Source organism: Subtercola boreus (assembly GCF_003399625.1).
Lineage (GTDB): Bacteria > Actinomycetota > Actinomycetes > Actinomycetales > Microbacteriaceae > Subtercola > Subtercola boreus_C.
The window spans coordinates 49,096-67,151 of record NZ_NBXA01000026.1 but is presented as its reverse complement, the minus strand read 5'-3'; the positions used below and the strand labels follow the sequence as shown (position 1 = coordinate 67,151).

19 protein-coding genes, 1 tRNA gene and 1 riboswitch are annotated in these 18,056 nt (G+C 67.2%); of the genes, 10 read left to right on the top strand and 10 right to left on the bottom strand.

Annotated elements, in window-relative coordinates; genetic code table 11:
- Positions 1-131: 131 nt before the first annotated feature.
- Positions 132-1,388: an MFS transporter gene (locus tag B7R21_RS13740; protein ID WP_172592183.1), complete on the top strand. Its 1,257-nt coding sequence runs from the start codon at positions 132-134 to the stop codon at positions 1,386-1,388.
- Between the two features lie 15 nt (positions 1,389-1,403).
- Here the strand turns inward: B7R21_RS13740 and B7R21_RS13735 are convergent, their stop codons facing one another.
- Positions 1,404-3,710 (bottom strand): sigma-70 family RNA polymerase sigma factor, encoded by a 2,307-nt coding sequence (locus B7R21_RS13735; RefSeq protein WP_172592182.1) that lies wholly within the window; start codon positions 3,708-3,710, stop codon positions 1,404-1,406.
- A gap of 86 nt (positions 3,711-3,796) precedes the next feature.
- A riboswitch (ZMP/ZTP riboswitch) is annotated at positions 3,797-3,878 on the top strand.
- A 47-nt stretch (positions 3,879-3,925) separates the two neighbouring features.
- On the opposite strand from B7R21_RS13735, the gene glyA reads away from it, so the two are divergent.
- Together glyA and B7R21_RS13725 are read left to right on the top strand one after the other, a co-directional pair.
- The gene (gene glyA, locus B7R21_RS13730; RefSeq protein ID WP_116283819.1) at positions 3,926-5,209 is read left to right on the top strand and encodes a serine hydroxymethyltransferase; all 1,284 of its coding nucleotides are present in this window, start codon (positions 3,926-3,928) and stop codon (positions 5,207-5,209) included.
- Between the two features lie 10 nt (positions 5,210-5,219).
- Positions 5,220-6,164, top strand: coding sequence for an aldose 1-epimerase family protein (locus B7R21_RS13725; protein WP_116283818.1), 945 nt, complete (start codon positions 5,220-5,222; stop codon positions 6,162-6,164).
- A 38-nt stretch (positions 6,165-6,202) separates the two neighbouring features.
- Here the strand turns inward: B7R21_RS13725 and B7R21_RS13720 are convergent, their stop codons facing one another.
- The 3 genes from B7R21_RS13720 to B7R21_RS13715 all read right to left on the bottom strand — a co-directional run bounded on the left by B7R21_RS13720 (position 6,203) and on the right by B7R21_RS13715 (position 7,503).
- Entirely contained in the window at positions 6,203-6,448 is a 246-nt protein-coding gene (locus tag B7R21_RS13720) for a hypothetical protein (protein WP_116283817.1), read from the bottom strand.
- A 164-nt stretch (positions 6,449-6,612) separates the two neighbouring features.
- The gene (locus B7R21_RS20170) at positions 6,613-6,750 is read right to left on the bottom strand and encodes a hypothetical protein (RefSeq protein WP_172592181.1); all 138 of its coding nucleotides are present in this window, start codon (positions 6,748-6,750) and stop codon (positions 6,613-6,615) included.
- A gap of 171 nt (positions 6,751-6,921) precedes the next feature.
- A complete protein-coding gene (locus tag B7R21_RS13715; protein ID WP_116283816.1) occupies positions 6,922-7,503 on the bottom strand; it encodes a hypothetical protein in 582 nt (193 codons plus the stop codon).
- A gap of 98 nt (positions 7,504-7,601) precedes the next feature.
- Between B7R21_RS13715 and B7R21_RS13710 the strand changes: the two genes are divergently transcribed.
- The 3 genes from B7R21_RS13710 to B7R21_RS13700 are packed head-to-tail and all read left to right on the top strand — an operon-like array spanning position 7,602 to position 8,936.
- Positions 7,602-8,294, top strand: coding sequence for a Pr6Pr family membrane protein (locus B7R21_RS13710; RefSeq protein WP_147305895.1), 693 nt, complete (start codon positions 7,602-7,604; stop codon positions 8,292-8,294).
- Between the two features lie 40 nt (positions 8,295-8,334).
- Entirely contained in the window at positions 8,335-8,544 is a 210-nt protein-coding gene (locus tag B7R21_RS20985; protein ID WP_116283814.1) for a type II toxin-antitoxin system HicA family toxin, read from the top strand.
- Positions 8,541-8,936 carry a hypothetical protein gene (locus B7R21_RS13700; RefSeq protein WP_116283813.1) on the top strand — a complete coding sequence of 132 codons (396 nt, stop codon included), beginning with the start codon at positions 8,541-8,543 and terminating at the stop codon, positions 8,934-8,936. Before B7R21_RS20985 ends, B7R21_RS13700 begins: the two co-directional genes overlap by 4 nt.
- A gap of 22 nt (positions 8,937-8,958) precedes the next feature.
- Here B7R21_RS13700 and B7R21_RS19745 read toward each other — a convergent pair whose 3' ends face one another.
- Positions 8,959-9,243 (bottom strand): hypothetical protein, encoded by a 285-nt coding sequence (locus B7R21_RS19745; RefSeq protein ID WP_147305894.1) that lies wholly within the window; start codon positions 9,241-9,243, stop codon positions 8,959-8,961.
- A 123-nt stretch (positions 9,244-9,366) separates the two neighbouring features.
- Between B7R21_RS19745 and B7R21_RS13690 the strand changes: the two genes are divergently transcribed.
- A complete protein-coding gene (locus B7R21_RS13690; RefSeq protein WP_216364241.1) occupies positions 9,367-10,617 on the top strand; it encodes an MFS transporter in 1,251 nt (416 codons plus the stop codon).
- A 438-nt stretch (positions 10,618-11,055) separates the two neighbouring features.
- On the opposite strand, the gene B7R21_RS13685 is transcribed toward B7R21_RS13690, so the two are convergent.
- Positions 11,056-11,128, bottom strand: a tRNA-Lys gene (locus tag B7R21_RS13685).
- Positions 11,129-11,218: 90 nt separating this feature from the next.
- Between B7R21_RS13685 and B7R21_RS13680 the strand changes: the two genes are divergently transcribed.
- From B7R21_RS13680 to B7R21_RS13670, 3 genes are all read left to right on the top strand, one after another.
- Positions 11,219-11,848, top strand: coding sequence for a DNA-directed RNA polymerase subunit beta (locus tag B7R21_RS13680; RefSeq protein WP_116283811.1), 630 nt, complete (start codon positions 11,219-11,221; stop codon positions 11,846-11,848).
- 319 nt (positions 11,849-12,167) lie between these two features.
- A complete protein-coding gene (locus B7R21_RS13675; RefSeq protein WP_116283810.1) occupies positions 12,168-12,761 on the top strand; it encodes a sigma-70 family RNA polymerase sigma factor in 594 nt (197 codons plus the stop codon).
- Entirely contained in the window at positions 12,758-13,621 is an 864-nt protein-coding gene (locus tag B7R21_RS13670) for an anti-sigma factor domain-containing protein (RefSeq protein WP_116283809.1), read from the top strand. The genes B7R21_RS13675 and B7R21_RS13670 overlap by 4 nt, the downstream gene beginning before the upstream one ends.
- A gap of 84 nt (positions 13,622-13,705) precedes the next feature.
- Here the strand turns inward: B7R21_RS13670 and pstB are convergent, their stop codons facing one another.
- The 4 genes from pstB to B7R21_RS13650 form a co-directional block, all read right to left on the bottom strand.
- Complete coding sequence (gene pstB, locus B7R21_RS13665; RefSeq protein WP_116283808.1) at positions 13,706-14,485, bottom strand: phosphate ABC transporter ATP-binding protein PstB; 780 nt, start codon at positions 14,483-14,485, stop codon at positions 13,706-13,708.
- Positions 14,486-14,538: 53 nt separating this feature from the next.
- A complete protein-coding gene (gene pstA / locus B7R21_RS13660; RefSeq protein WP_437184193.1) occupies positions 14,539-15,642 on the bottom strand; it encodes a phosphate ABC transporter permease PstA in 1,104 nt (367 codons plus the stop codon).
- Complete coding sequence (pstC, locus tag B7R21_RS13655) at positions 15,636-16,709, bottom strand: phosphate ABC transporter permease subunit PstC (protein WP_253259859.1); 1,074 nt, start codon at positions 16,707-16,709, stop codon at positions 15,636-15,638. The genes pstA and pstC overlap by 7 nt, the downstream gene beginning before the upstream one ends.
- A gap of 180 nt (positions 16,710-16,889) precedes the next feature.
- On the bottom strand, positions 16,890-18,014 hold the full coding sequence (locus tag B7R21_RS13650; protein ID WP_116283806.1) for a phosphate ABC transporter substrate-binding protein PstS: 1,125 nt from the start codon (positions 18,012-18,014) through the stop codon (positions 16,890-16,892).
- Positions 18,015-18,056: the final 42 nt, after the last annotated feature.

Here is an 18,056-nt window from a genome sequence, read left to right as displayed (position 1 = left end):
CCGCCGCCCCTTCCCGCCACCCAGCCGGTACCATGGTCAGTGGCGGGCGGATGTCGCACTGCCCCGAGCGCGGACATGGTCGGTTGCGTACTCGCCGAATGTCGCACCCTCGAAATGTGGTCTGTTCCCTCGTGACGAATTCCGTCAAGACTCCTACTGCCGTGGAGTCCGCTCCCTTCCCGTACGTGGCACTGTTCGTGCTCGCCACGGCGGTCTTCATGTCGGTCACCGCCGAGATGATGCCGACCGGTCTGCTGCCGGAGATGAGCGCCGAGCTCGGTGTCACGGAGTCGCAGATCGGGCTGCTGGTCACCCTCTTCGCGGTGGCCGTCGTGATCACGGCCGTGCCGCTCTCGGCGCTCACCCGCCGTTTCTCCCGGCACACCGTGATCGTCGGAGTGCTGCTGGCTGTGGCCGCGACGAGCACCTTCTCGGCGCTGGCGCCGACCTACGGATTGCTGGCCGTGGCCCGAGTGCTCGGTGGAACGGCGCACGGACTGTTCTGGGCCGTCGTGGGCGTCTATGCCGCACACCTCGTTCCGCGTCACCAGATCGCCCGGGCAGTCGCGATCACCACCGGCGGCGGCACGCTGGCCTTCGTGCTCGGGGTTCCGGCTGCGACGATCGTCGGGCACGCGTTCGGCTGGCGCGTTCCTTTCCTGGCCATCGCCGTGCTGTCGCTCTGCGCATCCCTGTTGATCGCCAAGCGGCTTCCGCGGATGGCCGCTCCCGTGAGAACGCCGCGCATTCCGCGCTCCCGGGCCGCGGTTGACGCGGGTCAGCGGCCGAGCCGACCCAAGCGCATGAATCCGACCGTACCCGGGGTCGCCGTGCTCTGCGTCGTGGTGGGAGTGCTGATGGTGGGTCACTACTCTCTGTACACCTACGTGACTCCGTTCCTGATCGGGCAGATGGGTGTTCCGATCGGAAACGTCGGGGCGATGCTCTTCGTCTACGGCATCGCCGGTGCGCTCGGACTGCTCGTGGCCGGGTTCCTGTTCGGGCAGCGGCCGACCTTCGGTGTGGGCATCGCCCTCGTCGTCACGGGCGCCTCCGTGCTCGTGCTGTCGATCGGGGCGTCGAACCCCTGGCTCTCCATCCCGGCGTTTGCGCTCTGGGGCGTCGCGCTGGGCATCATTCCGACGCTCATGCAGGCGAGGGTGCTCCATGTCGCGTCGCCGGCCATCACCGACACGGCCGCGGCGTTCTACTCGACGGCGTTCAACATCGGAATCGGTGGCGGTGCGCTCGTCGGCGGGCTGCTGCTCAGCGGGTTCGGGCTGGAATCCCTGCCGGTCGTCTGTCTGCTGCTGCTCCTGGTGTCCGGTGCTCTGCTCTGGATCTCGGTCATCGTGTCGCACCGTCGCCACGCGGCGACCCTCAGCTGAGCCGAGACCGGCGGTTCAACCGCCGAGGATGACCTCCGCCCGGGCCTCGGGACCGTGGCGACCCGTGTCGGGGTCGGAATAGCGGATCGAGATCGTGGCCTGGCTTCCGGGCGTCCTCCCTCCGTAGATCGGGAATTCCTGCCGGAAGTTCCCGTCGGGGTTCATCGCGAAGGTGCGCGGATCGCTCCTGCCGTCGAGGAGCTGCTCGAAGAAGGCCTCCGGAATGCCCTGGGCCTCGACCGTGTAGACCGGGTTGCCCAGGGTGCCCCCGGGCTGCGGAGTGATGAGGGTGATCGGGGCCAGTGTGACAGGGGCGCCCGCACTCAGTGGCGAGCGGAGGCCCGCTGCCGTGACCTGCCGGAGTGCCAGGCGGTGCGAGCCGAACCCCAGACCGGGGTAGTCGGAGAGCGTGAAGGTTCCATTCTGCGGATCGGCGGCAACCTGGGCTATGAGCGCACCCGCCGACGCGGACTCGTTCACTGCGCCTCCGGAACCGACCGGGAAGTCGTCCATCGCGCCGAGAAGTGCTCTCATCGGAGTGGTGTCGCCCAGATCGAACACTTCGACTGTCGCGCCGGGTTCCGCCCGGCCCGACACGAGCGGGAAGAGCAGGCCGTCGGGGTCTGCCGTGAGATCGAAGGTGGGGGCTGCGGGTCCGGTCGGGGCCGGCGGCGGCGGAGGGGTCGGTGTCGGCGTCGGCGTGGGAGCAGGAGTGGACGGCGGATCCGATGTCGGCTGTGGAGTGGGGGCCGGGTGCGTGGGAGGAACAGCGGGGGAGCCAGTGGCAGGGATCTCTGCCGGGGCCTGCGCCTGTGCCGGCGCTGTGTCGGCGGAGCCGACGGCGGGCGCGGTCGGCTCCGCCGGACGGGTGAGCACCGGTGACACCGCCCGCGTTCCGAAGCTGGCGGCTGCGGAGGAGCCGGAGCCGGCCCGCGGATTCCCGGCTGCAGTGAGGTTCGACGCTCCGGCCGAGGGAGAGGCGCCGCCCGTGCCGGACCCTGCTGTACCCGACGCCGCTGTGCCCGATCCCGCTGTGCCCGACCCCGCAGTGCCCGAGCCTGCGGGTGCGCCGGCGGATTCGCCCCCGCGGGACAGCGGAGCGAGGCCGCGTTCCGCGCCGCCGGCTGCTGATGTGGTTGTGCCGGGGGCCGCCTCGACCGAGTGCGGCGAGCTGCCGAGCAGCGGGGAGAGGAGGAAGGCCGCGCCGACGGCGGCCGCGGTCGCCAAGGCGAACCAGGCGGCGTTGCTCGCTTTGGGAAACGCCGTGACCAGAACGCGCCGCGCTCCGTTCACGGCCGATTCGACAGCGTGCCCCGTCACGGCCGCCGGTCGCGGCAGCTGGGTCACCCGGGCTGACGCGGCAACGATGTGGGTCGGCGCGGTGGTCGACACGCTCGACGCCAGCGACACGGCAGGGGTCACAGGGGTCACAGGGGTCGCAGCCGGTGCGCCGATACCGGCACCCGTCGCGGCAGCGTGCCCCAGTGCCGCCGAGGCGCTCGCGACAGCTGCTGCTCCGCCACCCTGCATCGACACCGTGTACGCGGTCGCCCCCGCGATGCCCGCAACCAGGGGCAGGAGCACCAGCGCGAGCCGGGATCCGACATCGCGTGCCTCTTCGCCCACGATGCTGCACGACGTGCAGGCAGCGAGGTGCTGCTGCACCTTCCGCGCTTCGCGGGCTCCCAGGCTGCCGCGGGTGTAGGAGCCGAGTTTCTCGATCACCGCGGCGCACTCGGTGTCGGCGGCGCGCACCAGGTGGGCCTGGATCCAGGCCTGCCGGAGGCCCTCCCGCGCACGGAAGGTCAGCGCCGACACGGCGTTCGAGGTCATACCGAGCAGGGGTGCTATCTCGTGTGAGGCGAGCTGCTCGACTTCGCTGTACCAGAGCGCCTCCTGCCAGCGGGTGGGCAGGCTGCGGAACGCCTGCGCGGTGAGGCTCTTGTCGAGAGCGAGCAGGGTCTCAGCCTCCTCGCTGGTCGGATCTGCGAGGGTGTCGAGTTCGTCGCTCGTGTCGATCGGGGCGCCGCGTTTCAGCTGCATCGCCACGTTGCGGATGGTGCTGAAGAGGTAGGGCCGGAAGGCGCTCGTCGGCCCACCGCCGTTCCGGATCGCCTGCAGGACCTTCGCGAAGCTCTCGGAGACGATGTCGTCAGCGTCTGGGGTGAAGCTCCGCGCCACGGTGCGCCCCGCGCGGGAGTGCCGGTTCCAGAGCTCGGCGAATGCACGCGAGTCACCGGCCCGGGTGCGCTCGACGAGGTCGAGATCGCTCGGACCCGTCTCGTTGTCGGGCACGGCGTGCGCACCGCTCGGCTCACTCATTGCCGTCACTCTTTCTGAGCATAGTTCATCAAACTGCAGTCTCTGAAGAATACTCATCGAAATTCAGAAAAGCAACGCTGCTATGCTGGGCACGTCGCAACTGGCGTTCAGATGGTCACCATCGGGAAGCGACTGACACGGATTCGGCCGCTCGCCTGGGTCGTTACGGAACCGCACGACCACCATTCCGCCCTGTCGACACAAGGAGAGCCCCGATGCCCAGCCAACTGCCCTCGACCTTCAACAACGCCCTCGCGAGCGTCGATCCCGAGATCGCCGAAGTGCTCCGGAACGAGCTCGGCCGCCAGCGCGGCACGCTCGAGATGATCGCGAGCGAGAACTTCGTCTCCCGTGCTGTGCTCGAGGCGCAGGGATCCGTTCTCACCAACAAGTACGCCGAGGGCTACCCGGGCCGTCGCTACTACGGCGGCTGCGAATACGTCGACGTGGCCGAGAATCTCGCCCGCGACCGCGCGAAGGCACTCTTCGGCGCCGAGCACGCGAACGTGCAGCCGCACGCCGGTGCCCAGGCCAATGCCGCCGCCCTGATGGCTCTCGCCTCGATCGGCGACACCATCCTCGGCATGGAACTCAGCCACGGTGGTCACCTCACCCACGGCATGAAGCTGAACTTCTCGGGCAAGAGCTATCGTCCCACCAGCTACGGCGTCGATCCGCAGACCTACCTCGTCGACATGGACATGGTGCGCGAGAAGGCGCTGGCCGAGCGTCCGGCCGTTCTGATCGCCGGCTGGTCGGCCTACCCGCGCCAGCTCGACTTCGCGGCCTTCCGTGCGATCGCCGATGAGGTCGGCGCGAAGCTCTGGGTCGACATGGCGCACTTCGCCGGCCTCGTGGCGGCGGGCCTGCACCCGTCGCCGGTTCCCTACGCCGACGTCGTGACGTCGACGGTGCACAAGACCCTCGCAGGCCCCCGCAGTGGTGTGCTGCTGAGCAAGGCGGAGTACGCCAAGAAGGTCGACTCTGCCGTCTTCCCCGGCCAGCAGGGCGGCCCGCTCATGCACGTCATCGCCGCGAAGGCGACAGCGTTCAAGCTCGCGGCCGAGCCCGAGTTCCGGGACCGCCAGGAGCGCACCATCTCGGGCGCCAAGATCGTCGCCGACCGCCTGATGGGCGCCGACACCGTGGCCGAGGGCATCAGCGTCCTCACCGGCGGCACAGACGTGCACCTCGTTCTCGTCGACCTCCGGAACGCGGCGATCGACGGCAAGCAGGCCGAAGACCTCCTGCACGAGGTCGGTATCACCGTGAACCGCAACTCGATCCCGTTCGACCCGCGTCCCCCGATGGTCACCTCGGGCCTTCGCATCGGAACCCCTGCGCTCGCGACCCGCGGCTTCGGCGACGAGGAGTTCACCGAGGTGGCAGACATCATCGCCGGTGCGTTGAAGCCGGCGCCGGATGTCGCGGCCCTCCGCGCACGGGTGCTGAAGCTCACCGACGGCTTCCCGCTCTACGACGGCCTCGAGAACTGGTAGCGCGCCGCACATGAAGGCCCTGACGGGAGAACAGTTCGCGATCAGTTTCGAGCGGCCGGCACTCGATGGTGCAGGCACGATCCGATCGTCGGCCATCGTCACCGAACTCGCTGCGGCTCTTCGCGAGCTGTTCCTCGACGGGGTGGAGAGTGTCGAACCGCACTCCGAGAACGAGTTGCCACCGATGGGTGCCGGGCTGATCCTCGTACCGTGGCCCAATCGCATCGCGGATGGCCGGTGGCAGCTCGACGGCAAGCCGCAGCAACTCGACCGCACAGAGCCCGCCACGGGTAACGCCACGCACGGGCTGCTGCGGAACACCGCGTACCGGCTGAGGGAGCGCACGACGGATTCCGTGACGCTCGAGGCGACGGTCTTCCCGCAGCACGGCTACCCGTTCCGTCTCGACACGAGCGTGCAGTACGTGCTCGACGAGAACGGGCTCACGGTCATCCATGAGCTCACGAATGAGTCCTCAGACGCAGCGCCCGTGGCCGTCGGCGCCCACCCGTACTTCCGCGTCGGTACGGTACCCGTCGAACAGCTGGTGGCGAGGGTCGACGCGTCGACACGCTTCGAGGTGGATGCCGTGGCCATCCCGACCCGTGAGGTCGAGGTCGACGGCACAGGCTTCGACCTCCGCGCGGGCAGAACGGTCGGCGAGCTCGACATCGACAGCGGATTCGGCGGTGTGGGCATCCACGACGGCCGTGCCGTGCACTCGGTGACCGCGCCCGACGGCTCGGCCACCGAGGTGTGGGGCGATGAGAACTTTCGCTACGTGCAGTTCTACACTCCCCGGAACTTCCCGCGTGCCGGAGGGCCGGGGCAGGCCGTGGCCATCGAGCCGATGACCGCCCCGGCCAACGCGTTCAACACGGGCGAGGGCCTCCGCTGGCTTCAGCCCGGCGAGACGTGGCGACTGCAATGGGGCATCCGGCACCGCGCCTCCTGACAGAAGGGCGCGAGCCGGGATGCCCCACAGGGCTGGCTCTAGTTCTCGACGTTGGGCGGGGTCTGGTCGACCTCGCTGAGGAACGTGTACGGAATCGGCTCGAGCGTGTCGGGCCCGACCTCGCCGAGTGCCCAGGTGCGTACCGATGTCGCTCCCGCGGCCTCGAAGGTCAGCTCGACGAGGTCTTGGTAGGCGCCCTCGACATACGAGAGTTCGACGACCTCGTTGTTGCCGATGACCCCCGGCCCGATGAGTTCTGCCTGGTATGTGCTCTTGTCGGTCATAGCTTCCCTGCTCTTTTCCGTGTCGCGGAGCCCCGAGCGGCGTCGCTGAGGTCGGTACCCAGCGTAGGGCGAGTGAACCATCCCGGAGAAGGGCTCGCGACTGCACGTTCTCCCACATCCGTCACGCTGCGGCGGATGAAGGCGAAGTGGCGAGGCGGCGACGCTCAGCCCGAGGTGGTCTCGCGGACGTTGCGGGCGTGCAGGATGCGCCCGAGCAGCAGGGCGACGGGCACCGACAGTGCCACCCACGCCGCGGCGACGACGGCTGCGCTCTGGATGGTGTCGCTGATCAGGTCGGGCACGGCGTCTCCTCGGTTGTGCACTCGAGCATCAGGGTGAGACTCGGACGAGCTCTCACAGCGACTGTGCGCTCCCTGTCTGCACGAATACCCTGCGCAAGCTGCCTGCACGCTGTGGGCGGGCAGTGAACAGCTGGGAACGCGGCGGCAGAACGGCGGAACCGGCCGGAGGCCTCAGCCGCAGGTGTCCGACAGCCAGACCTTGATGCGATCGAGCTGAGCGGTGAAGGCGGTGGCGACGAACTCGGGGCGTTCGGGAACCCCCGCGGCGGTCTGAGAAGGCGTGGGAGCCGAGGTGGGGCCGGATGACCCGGGCGTCGCGGTGGCGCTCGCCGAACTGCTGGAAGCCTCCGTCTTGACTGCCGCGTCCCACTCCGCGAGGGCCTGGCCGAAGGTGCGGACGATCGCCGACAGCTGTGTGTAGTTCGGTGCGATGGCCGGGGGAGCGGCCTCCGCCGCGGTCCGGATCGTGTCGTCGATGTCGTCGACCCCGCTGCCCGGATCCGCCAGGGCCAGGTTCTTCGGTGCGAGGGCGAGGGTCAGGACATCCCCGGCGACCGCGCTGCACGCGTCATCCTTGGTGCCGTACGCACCCCACTCCGACATCGCGCCCGCACTCGGCCCCGGGCTGGCGCTCGGGCTGGTGGTGGGGCTCTGGATGCCCGTGGGCGATGGCTTGGCGCTCGTGCAGCCCGCGAACCCGAACGCCAGCGCGACGACACAGGCGACGAGCGCCGCACGGGAAAGGCGAACCATCAGTCGTTCCCCCACCTCTCCTTTGCCGCACGATCCGGCGGCCGCGCCTGGCCCCCAGCGTACGGTCACTCTGTCACGATGTGAACCTCGACGCCCGGATGCACGTAACCTTGAAGCTCAGCCCGCTCGATCGTGCCGGGGGTTTCGTGAAGGTCCTGTTCCTCGTTCTGCGCGTCGCGGCGCTTGCCACCACCGCACTCGCGCTGGTGTCGAGGGCCGACTGTGTCTTCGCGAGCGGCGGCTGCCGGGCATCCAATCTGCTCAGCTACTTCACCATCGAGAGCAACATCGCCTTCGTGGTGCTGCTGGTGCTGATGCTCGCCCGAGGGCTCCGCCGCCCGGAGCGGGAGTGGCTGACCGCACTCCGCGCGCTCATCACCGCCTACCTGGTGGTCTCAGGGGTGACCTTCGTGGCTCTGATCGTCAACGCCGGGCTCGCCGACTACGTCTTTCTCGTGCCGACCTCGGAGAAGGTCCTGCACTTCGTGGTGCCCTCCTATGCGATCCTCGATTTCGTCTTCGCGCCGGGGCGTCGCCGCCTGCACTGGAACACCGTCTGGGTCTCGCTCGCGTTCCCGCTGGTCTACGGGGCCTACACCCTGGTGCGGGGGCCGGCCGTGGGCTGGTACCCCTACATCTTCCTCGACCCCGCCTGGGCGGGCAGTTACTCGGCGGTCGGCGTGTACGCGGCCATCCTCGCGGGCGTGATCCTGGCCGTCTCGGCGGCGCTCATCGCGGCGAGCCGGCTGCCGCTCCTGCAGCCGGATCGGGCCGAGCCGCGCCCTGTTTAGTCGCTTTACAGTGGGGGTGTTTAGTGGCTAACCTTGACAGGTGAGGGCACGCGACATCAACCGCAAAATCGAGCGGCTCGGTGGCGAAGTCATTAGGCAGCGAGGTTCGCATCGGCTCTATCGAGTGACCGTCGGCGACATCCGCGTTCAGACGGTCGTTCCGCAACACGCGGGTGACGTACCCAAGGGAACATTGCATTCAATTCAGAAGAACCTCGAACCACTACTTGGAAGGGATTGGCTGTCATGAAGTACATTGTGGAAATCAGCCTCGAGGGAGTCACCTGGGTGGCCTCCGTCACCAATCTTGAAGGCGCGCATACCTTTGCACGTTCTCTCGTCTCGCTCGACCGCCATGTTCGCGACGCGATTGCAGTGGTTGCCGACCTCGACGACGAGGCGGCTGCAGCCGCGGAAATCGAGTACCGCTACGACCGGGTGCCGACGGTCGTCAAAATCGCCGCAGAGCTTGGGGCGGAGAGAGCAGCGAATGAGGTCAGGATGAAACGGCTCCAGGCTGAGGCCACGGAGCATGCCCGCGAACTCACCGCAGCTGGGTACTCCGTGCGCGATGTCGCAGGACTGCTGCAGATGTCGCCGGGTCGCGTCTCCCAGATCATGAACCACGCGCTCTCCGCGTGATCACGGCGAGCGGTGCTCGGGCTCAGCCGCTGTGGGCAGCGAGTTCGGCGATCACTTTCGCACTTGGTGTCGCTGAAGATCTCGCGGCGTGCCCCTGGTAGAAGGTGAGCGTCACATCGACCACGCCGGTGTCTGGGTGTCGCTCAGCGAGGATGCCCATCAGCTGCCCATCGCCCGATGACGAGTCGTCCTGTCCCGACACCATGAGTAGCGGCGGGACGTGGTCCGGTGCGCCAGAGTGGCCGGCGTGCTCGCGTCCGACAGGCTCGCTCGAGACTCGCACGTCAAAGTACGAAGAACTATCCATCGATCAGGTGGATAAGGGTTATTAGCTATTTCGGCTTCCGCGCGTCTGCGGGTTCGGTCAACCTTGGCGAAAGGATTGCTCCCGCACCGGAGCCCACTCAATGAAGAGAAGAAGGAATCCGCCATGACGAAAGTCACCGCCACCCCGGCGTTCAAGAACGACGCCGAGGGGGCCGATGCCCGGCCGATGACGAACGGCAAGCTCGCCGGCCGACCCCAGGGCGTGATCCTGCTCGCCGGCAGTTGCATGCCTGTGCTCGCTGCGACGCTCATCACTCCCGTGCTCCCGTCCATGAGCGAGTACTTTGCAGACACTCCGGGCGCCGCGACCCTCGTTCCCCTGCTCATCGGGATCCCGGCGCTCGTGGTCGCGATCCTGGCACCGTTCGCCGGAAGCATCGTCGACCGGTTCAACCGCCGCACCATCCTGCTTGTGGGACTCGTTCTCTACGCCCTCGTCGGTACGATGCCGCTCTACCTCGATTCCCTCTACGCGATCGCTGCGAGCCGCCTCGCCGTCGGCGTGGCCGAGGCCGCGATCATCACCTGCTGCACCACACTCCTCGGCGACTACTTCTCCGGCCAGCGGCGAAACCGCTACTTCGGATTGCAGGCCGTCGTCACGGCGCTCGCGGCAACGGTCTTCTTCGCCCTCGGCGGCGCGCTGGGGGCCACCGGCTGGCGCACGCCGTTCTGGGTGTACGCCGGTTCGCTGATCATCTTCGCCTTCATGATCCCCCTGATCTCGCAGCCGATCGGCAACGCTCACTCCACGAGCCAGCGGGCCGGCCTGCCTCCGATCCCGTGGGCCCGCATCGCCGGTCCCTGCATCGTGGCGGTCTTCGGTGGTGTTGTGTTCTACGCGGTCATCGTGCAGCTCTCCTACGTGCTGACCGGCATCGGAGTCTCGGCGACAGCCATCATCGGCCTTGCAAGCGCAGTTGCCTCCCTCGCCACCGCAGCGGGCGCCATCTCGTTCAGGAGGCTGGCCCGGCTCCAGGCGAAACGGCTCCTCCCGCTCGGCTTCACCCTCGCCGCCATCGGCCTCGTGGTGATCTGGATCGCGGGCAGTTCGTTCGCCCTGGTTCTCGTCGGGGCAATCGTCGCGAGTGCCGGAACGGGCATCCTGCTGCCGACGATGCTCACCGGGGCCGTGGCGGGTCTGAGCTTCGAGGAGCGCGGCCGTGGCACCGGGCTCTGGCAGTCGGCGTTCTTCCTCGGGCAGTTCCTCTCGCCGCTCGCCGTGCTTGCCCTCACCGGCATCACGGGTGCGCTCCAGCCGGCACTCGGAGTCCTCGGCATCGTGAGCCTGGTCATTGCGGCTGTCATCTTCGCCGCACTGCGGAACCGTTCGACGAGCGACTTCCTGAAGTAGGCGTCGTGTTTCGGCTTGAGAGCTGGACGTCACCAGAGATCGCATCATCGGGCCGGTTCACGCCGCCTCCAGCGATCAAGACATCGGTGTCGAGGATGGATTCGCTGACCTCCACGGATCATCCGTGTTCTCCCCGGTTCGGAGGTCTCCGAGTTCATCGGCCCAGCCGTTGTCAACGGGCGTGCTGTACAGAGAAAGTGCCTGCTCTCGATCGGCACCCCGAGGTTGCTTGGGCGGAACCCGCCTGGCGATATCTTGATCGTGGTAGGACATGTGGTGTCTGTAGTCGTTTCTCCTGGCCGACCGAAGCTCGCGGCGGCTGGTCAACACAGATCCGGGCAGGAGTGGATACTGCCAGAGACAGCAAACAAAGCACATCCTCGTACAGCGGTATGCATTCTTGCACGTCTGTGCAGCGCAATCCGCAACGGATGAGGGTGGGCCCCGTCGGGCTCGAACCGACGACCCACGGATTAAAAGTCCGATGCTCTACCAACTGAGCTAGAGGCCCTTGTGCACCAATCTACCGGTTCCCCCGCCCGAGTGCTAAATCACGAAACGCCGGGGCAGGGCATCCAGAACCGTGCCGTAGCGTGGAGGCGTGACTGACAAACCGCACAAGCCGACTCTGTTCGCCGGTTCGACCTTCGAGGCGTTCCAGGGCGGCGAGGATCCGGCGCACATCAGCCGTTTAGCGCATGACACGGCAGCGGCGCTGCTCAGCCGGGTGCGAGCCGATCCCGACCCCGGGGTCATCGACCGGCTCATCGCGTACACAGACGTGAACGGCATCGACGCGATCGCAGAACTCTGGTCACGCGCATCAGCCCGCAGCCTGCCGGGCGCGCTCTGGCGCATCTACCTGCTGCGCGCGCTGACCCGGCAGGATCCTGAACAGTCGAGCTTCGTCTTCCAGCGCGGCGCGGAGCTGTCGTCGACCATCGACCCTGTGGTGGCGGGTGCGTCGACGCCCACGGGGCCAGAGGAGATCACAGCGCTCGCCGACCAGATCCTCCGCGGGCTGTTCGAAGGCGACTTCGCGGTGGCACTCGATCGGGCTGCGGCGTTCTGCCGGTTGATGTCGAGTGGATGCGCGAGCCTCGCCGACGACGCGGAGGCACTCGATCCGGCCCGGGCGAGTGAGCTGACGACGCGCGCACTGCGGTTCCAATCGATCGCCGCGGAGCTCACTGCGTGCGCGACGCTCTGGCGCCGCGACAGCCTCGACTGAGCCGAGCGCGAAACCCAGACGGTGCCGAATGCGGAACCCCGACGGTGAGGCCGGCCCCGCAAGCTGGTAAACTGTTGCAGCCGGGCCGCAGTAACCCCGGGCTCCAAATTTAGCCGCTCCGAGCGGCCTCGCGCCGAGAGGCGTTTCTGCGGCCCAGCACCTCAGCTCGTATCCAACCGTGTCCGGCCCGGTCCCGGTCGGGCGCTTTCGCCCGTCTGCCGGCGCCGATGAGGGTGCTGGCAATCCATTTGGCTCGTCGTTCCGAACTACCGGTGTCAAGAGAAACCCCGCGTTCGACCGATTGAGGCACAGACCTGAGATGCTTAAACTTGTGACCCAACACATCGAACGTGACGACACCGACCAGGAGGAGAGTCTCGACTCTCTTCTTCACAAGGTTGCTGTCGCCGACCAACGCGCATTTTCTGAGCTGTACGACAGGGTCGCCCCTCGAGTGCTGGGTCTGATCAGGCGCCTTCTCGTTGACTTTGCACAGTCCGAAGAAGTGGCGCAGGAGGTCTTCCTCGAAATCTGGAAGACCGCCGACCGCTTCGACACGGGCAGGGGTGCGGCCATGTCGTGGATACTCACGATGGCTCACCGCCGTGCAGTCGACCGTGTTCGCGCCTCCCAGGCCGGCCATGATCGCGACACCAAGATCGGCATCAGGGATCTGGAACGTGAATACGACCAGACCGCTGAGACTGTCGAGATCCGCATCGAGCACGAGAGGGTGAAGAAGGCCATGGGCCAACTGACTGAGCTTCAACGCCAGGCCATCTCGCTGGCCTACTACGGCGGCTACAGCCACTCCGAGGTGGCAGAACTTCTGCACGTGCCGATCGGCACCGTGAAGACACGACTACGCGATGGAATGATTCGCCTGAGAGATGAGATGGGGGTGACGAAATGACGAAAGAAGAGCAGTACCTCCAGTCGGGTGCCTACGCTCTCGACGCTCTGACTCCTGCTGAGCAGGTGGACTTCGAGCGCGCTCTGGTCGATTCGCCCGAACTTGCCACCGAGGTCGACGAGCTGCGCGCCACAGCGCTGCTGCTGGCCCTCGCCGCCACACCGGTTGAACCGTCGGCCGACCTGAAGAGTCGGCTGATGGCGCAGATCGCCCAGACCCCGCAGGGCCTCGACACGCCTGATCTGCACAAGACGCCGGTTCAGGATGCTCCGCAGCACACCCTCGCTGCGGCTCCCGATGGCGCTCCCGTCACCGAGGCCGCACCAGAGGTCGTCGAGGTCTCTGGTTTCGTACCTCGCACAGCCGCCGAGGACAAAGCTCGCTCCCGGTGGTTCTCCCGCCCGGTCGGTGCCCTGGTGGCTGCTGCCGCGGCTGTGGCCATCTTCGTGGGCGGCGGCGCTGTCGCCACCCAGTTCGCGCAGAACAACTCCTCGTCGAGTTCGCAGCAGGCTTCTGCGAGTTCGCTGGCGGCCATCTACGCCGCCTCCGATGTGCAGACGGCCCACAGCACGATCACCGGTGGGGGAGAGGCGACAGTTCTCTGGTCGGCGAAGGTCGGCAAGGCCGCTGTCGTGGCTCAGGGTATGCCGTCGCTTCCCGCAGGCAAGACCTACGAAGCTTGGTACATCAACGGCACGACAGTCACTCCGGCCGGTACGTTCACACCGGGTGGAGACGCAACGACGTGGCACGTGCTCACCGGTAGCATGGCGACGGGCGACGTCGTCGGAGTGACGGTGGAGCCGGCGGGTGGCTCACAGGCACCCACGACGACACCGATCCTGACGGTGGCCTCTTAGCCCATCAGAACGAGAGAAGCCCCGCCGGTCATCCAACCGGCGGGGCTTCGTTCGTTGTGAGACGCCAGCTGGCGACGGTTCTGTCTATCCGAATCGACCACTCACGTAGTCCTCGGTCTCCTTCTTGGTGGGGCTGCCGAAGATCGCCGTCGTGTCGTTGTACTCGATCAGCTTGCCGGGCTTGCCGGTGCCCGCGATGTTGAAGAAGGCCGTCTTGTCGGAGACGCGACTAGCCTGCTGCATGTTGTGGGTCACGATCACGATCGTGTAGTCCTCTTTGAGCTCGGTGATCAGATCTTCGATCGCGAGCGTGGAGATCGGGTCGAGGGCGGAGCAGGGCTCGTCCATCAGCAGCACGTCGGGCTCGACGGTGATGGCGCGGGCAATGCAGAGGCGCTGCTGCTGGCCGCCCGAGAGGCCGCCGCCGGGCAGGCCCAGGCGATCCTTGACCTCGTTCCAGAGGTTGGCTCCGCGGAGGCCCTTCTCGACGAGGTCGTCACCGTCGGCCTTCGAGAGGCGGCGGTTGTTGAGCTTCAGGCCCGCCAGCACGTTGTCGCGGATCGACATCGTGGGGAACGGGTTCGCGCGCTGGAACACCATGCCGACCTGGCGGCGCACCATGACAGGGTCCACGCCCGCGGCGTAGAGGTTGTTGCCGTCGATCAGCACCTCGCCTTCGACGTGGGCGCCGGGGATGACTTCGTGCATGCGGTTGAGCGTTCGCAGGAAGGTCGACTTGCCGCAGCCCGACGGGCCGATGAACGCGGTGACCGTGCGGGGTTCGATGGTGATCGTGACACCTTCCACGGCGAGGAAATCGCTGTAGAACACGTTGAGGTCGTTGACTTCGATTCGCTTTGACACTGGTTTCCTTTGCGAGGAGCGGTTCGGGAAGAAGAGGAGAGAAGGGTGCGCGTCTAGCGCGCGCCCTTGGGGGCGAAGATCTTCGCGATGACGCGCGCGATGAGGTTGAGGATGACCACGAGGATGACCAGCAGCAGCGCTGCGCCCCAGGCAGAGGCGTTCGATGCGGCGATGTCGGAGCCCGGGAAGGCGTACCCGGTGTACGCGAGCACCGGCAGAGTCTGCATCGGCCCGTCGAACGGGTTCGAGTTGAAGTTGTCGGTGAAGCTCGCGGCAAGGAAGATGGGCGCGGTCTCACCGATGACGCGGGCCACGGCCAGCATGATGCCGGTGATCAGGCCGGCGATCGCGGTGGGCAGCACGATCTTGACGATCGTCGCGAACTTCGACACACCGAGCGCATACGACGCCTCGCGGAGATCGCCGGGCACGAGGCGCAGCATCTCCTCGCAGGCACGAACGACGGTGGGAATCATCAGCACCGAGAGCGCGACGGAGGCGGAGAACCCGCTGAAGGCCTTGGGGCCGACGAGGATCGAGAAGAGCGAGAACGCGAACAGGCCGGCGACGATCGACGGGATGCCCGTCATGACGTCGACAAGGAACGTCACCGTTCGGGCGAGCCACTGCTTCGGCAGTGCGTACTCGACGAGGTAGATCGAGGTGAAGAGGCCGATCGGGATCGAGATCAGTGCGGCGATTCCGGTGATGATCAGCGTTCCGACGATGGCCTGCAACGCGCCGGGCGTCTGCTTGACCTCGAGGGTGTCGGGGTCGAAAGTCGAGGCGCCGGTCTGGGTGATGAAGCTCCAGCTGAGTTCTCCGGCACCCTGGATGACCACGGTCGACAGTGTCGAGACGAGCGGAATGAGCGCCAGAAGGAAGGCGACGGTCACCAGCCCCCGCACGAGGCGGTCGGTGGCCTTCCGGCGGTTCTCGACGACGAGGGAGAGGATGCTGAGGGCGATCAGGTAGACGATCGCGGTGAGCACGAGCCACCCGACGACGTTGAAGCCTGCGAGCAGCAGCAGGAGGCCGCTGACGACCGCACTGCCCGCGAGCACATAGAGCTCGGCGAAGCGGGGCAGCTGGCCTGTGGTCAGCGAGTTGCCGACCGGTCCGGTGGGCTTCGTGCGCTGGCTGAGGGCGGTCAATATCTCGCTCCTTCGATGTCTTCTTCGGGGGTGGGGCCTTCGTCACCGGGCTTGCCGGCGCGGGACGATCCGGAGACCACATCGAGCGCGGTCGCCGATGCGAAGTCGCCGGCGGGAACGCGGCTGAGCGGGCCCGGTGTGCGAGGACCGGCAGGCGTGGACTTCTTCTTCCGACCGAGCGGCTTGCCGTTGACGATGATGCGGGCGATCGAGTTGACCACCAGTGAGATCACGAACAGCATGAGGCCCGTGCCGATCAGGGCGTCCCGCTGCAGAGTGGTCGCGATGGGGAAGTTCAGGGCGATGTTCGCCGCGATCGTCTGCGAGTTCTGGCCCTCGGTGATCAGCTTCACCGAGACCAGGATGGCGGGCGAGATGATCAGCGCGATGGCCATCGTCTCGCCGAGTGCGCGGCCGAGGCCGAGGAGGGTGGCGCTGACGATTCCCGACTTGGCGTAGGGGAAGACGGACATCCGGATCATCTCCCAGCGCGTCGCGCCGAGGGCGAGGGCAGCCTCTTCGTGCAGGCGCGGGGTCTGCAGGAAGATCTCCCGGGAGATCGAGGTGATGATCGGCAGGATCATGACGGCCAGCACCAGGGCGCCGGCGAGGATGGTCGAGCCGGTGGTGGTGACGGGGCCGCCGAAGATGGGGATCCAGCCGAGGTTCGCGCCCAGCCAGTCGGAGAGCGGGATCAGGAAGGGGCGGATGACGATGATGCCCCAGAGCCCGAAGACGATAGACGGCACGGCAGCCAGCAGATCCACCAGGTAGCCGAGAACCGACGCGAGGCGGCGGGGGGCGTAGTGCGAGATGAAGAGGGCGATGCCGATGCCGATGGGGGCGCCGAACAGCAGCGCGATCGCAGCCGACCAGAGCGTTCCCCAGATCAGCGGGCCGACATAGGCCCAGAAGTTCGGGAAGGCGGCCGTCGGGCCGGTGTTGAGCTGGTCGTTCGATCCCCAGTCGGCGGTGATGGCCGGAATGGCGGAGATGATCAGGAAGAGAGCGACGCCCGCCAGGATGATCATGATGAGCACGGCAGAGCCGGTGCTCAGGAAGCGGAAGATGAAGTCACCCGGGCGAACCCGGGTACCGCCCCGGGAGGCAGCCGCGTTCTGCGGGCTGCCTCCCGGGGTCTTGGTGCTGGTCGAACCGGAACCGCCGGCTGAGCTCGGGGGAGCAGATTGAACTGAGATCTTGTCGCTCACAGCGTTCTTTCTCGAGAGATCTGACGGCGGTTGGGTGACTTATTTGACGGTGGCCAGCGAGGCGAGAACCTCGGTCAGCGTGGCGTCGGGGATGGGTGCGGAACCGGCGTTCTTCGCCGCGACCTTCTGGCCGACGCTCGAGGCGACGAAGCCGATGAACGACTTGGCCAGCTCGGCCTGCTTGGCGTCCTTGAACGTGGTGCAGACGATCTGGTACGAGACCAGCGGGATCGGGTACACGTCGGCACCGGTCAGCTTGGAGTAGTCGATCTTCTGCGACAGGTCGCCGGTTCCGGTGGGAACGGTGGTGGCTGCTGCTGCGAAGGCTGCGGTGGCGGCATCCTGGCTGAACTCGACCTTGTTGATCGTCGCGGCGGTGGCATCACCGATCGCGCTGTGGTCGGCGTAACCGATGGTTCCGCTGCCGGCGCCGACGGCCTGGACGACGCCCGAGCCGCCCTTCTGCGACGATACGTTGCCGGTGACGGGCCACGCGTTGCTGGCCGGGAAGGTCCAGGTCGACGGTGCGGCCTGGCTCAGGAAGTTGGTGAAGGTCTGCGTGGTGCCGGAGCCGTCAGAGCGGGCGACGGTGGTGATGGGCGTCGCGGGGAGGGTCACACCGGGGTTGTCGGCGACGATGGCCGGGTCGTTCCAGGTGGTGATCGCGAGCGAGAAGATCTTCGCGATGGTCTCGGTCGACAGGTTCAGCTTGGTGACACCGTCGAGCTTGTAGATGATCGCCACGCCGTCGAGGTAGACGGGGAGGTTGAGGGCTCCACCGGCGCCGCACTGGGCCGCGGCTGCGGTGACCTGGTCGGGCTTCAGGGGGGAGTCGCTGCCGGCGAAGTCGTAGCTTCCGGCGAGCCAGTTGGTGACGCCGCCGCCGGAGCCCTGCGACTTGTCGTAGTTGACGGTGACGCCCTTGACCTGGGCGTTGTAGGCGGTGATCCAGGCGGTCTCGGCGTTGGCCTGGGCGCTGGAGCCACCGGCGGTGATCGTGCCGGTCAGGCTGGCGTCGAGGGGAGCCGAGGTGGCTGCAGCGCTGGCTGCGCCTGTCGCTGCGGAGGTGCTCGCGGTGCCGGTGCTGCTCGACGAGCAGGCGGAGAGCGCGAGTGCGGCTGCCATGAAGACAGCTCCTGTCGCGGCCACATTCTTGAACTTCACTGTGTTCCCTTCAATTGGGGTAGTCCTCCAGCGCCGCGGAAG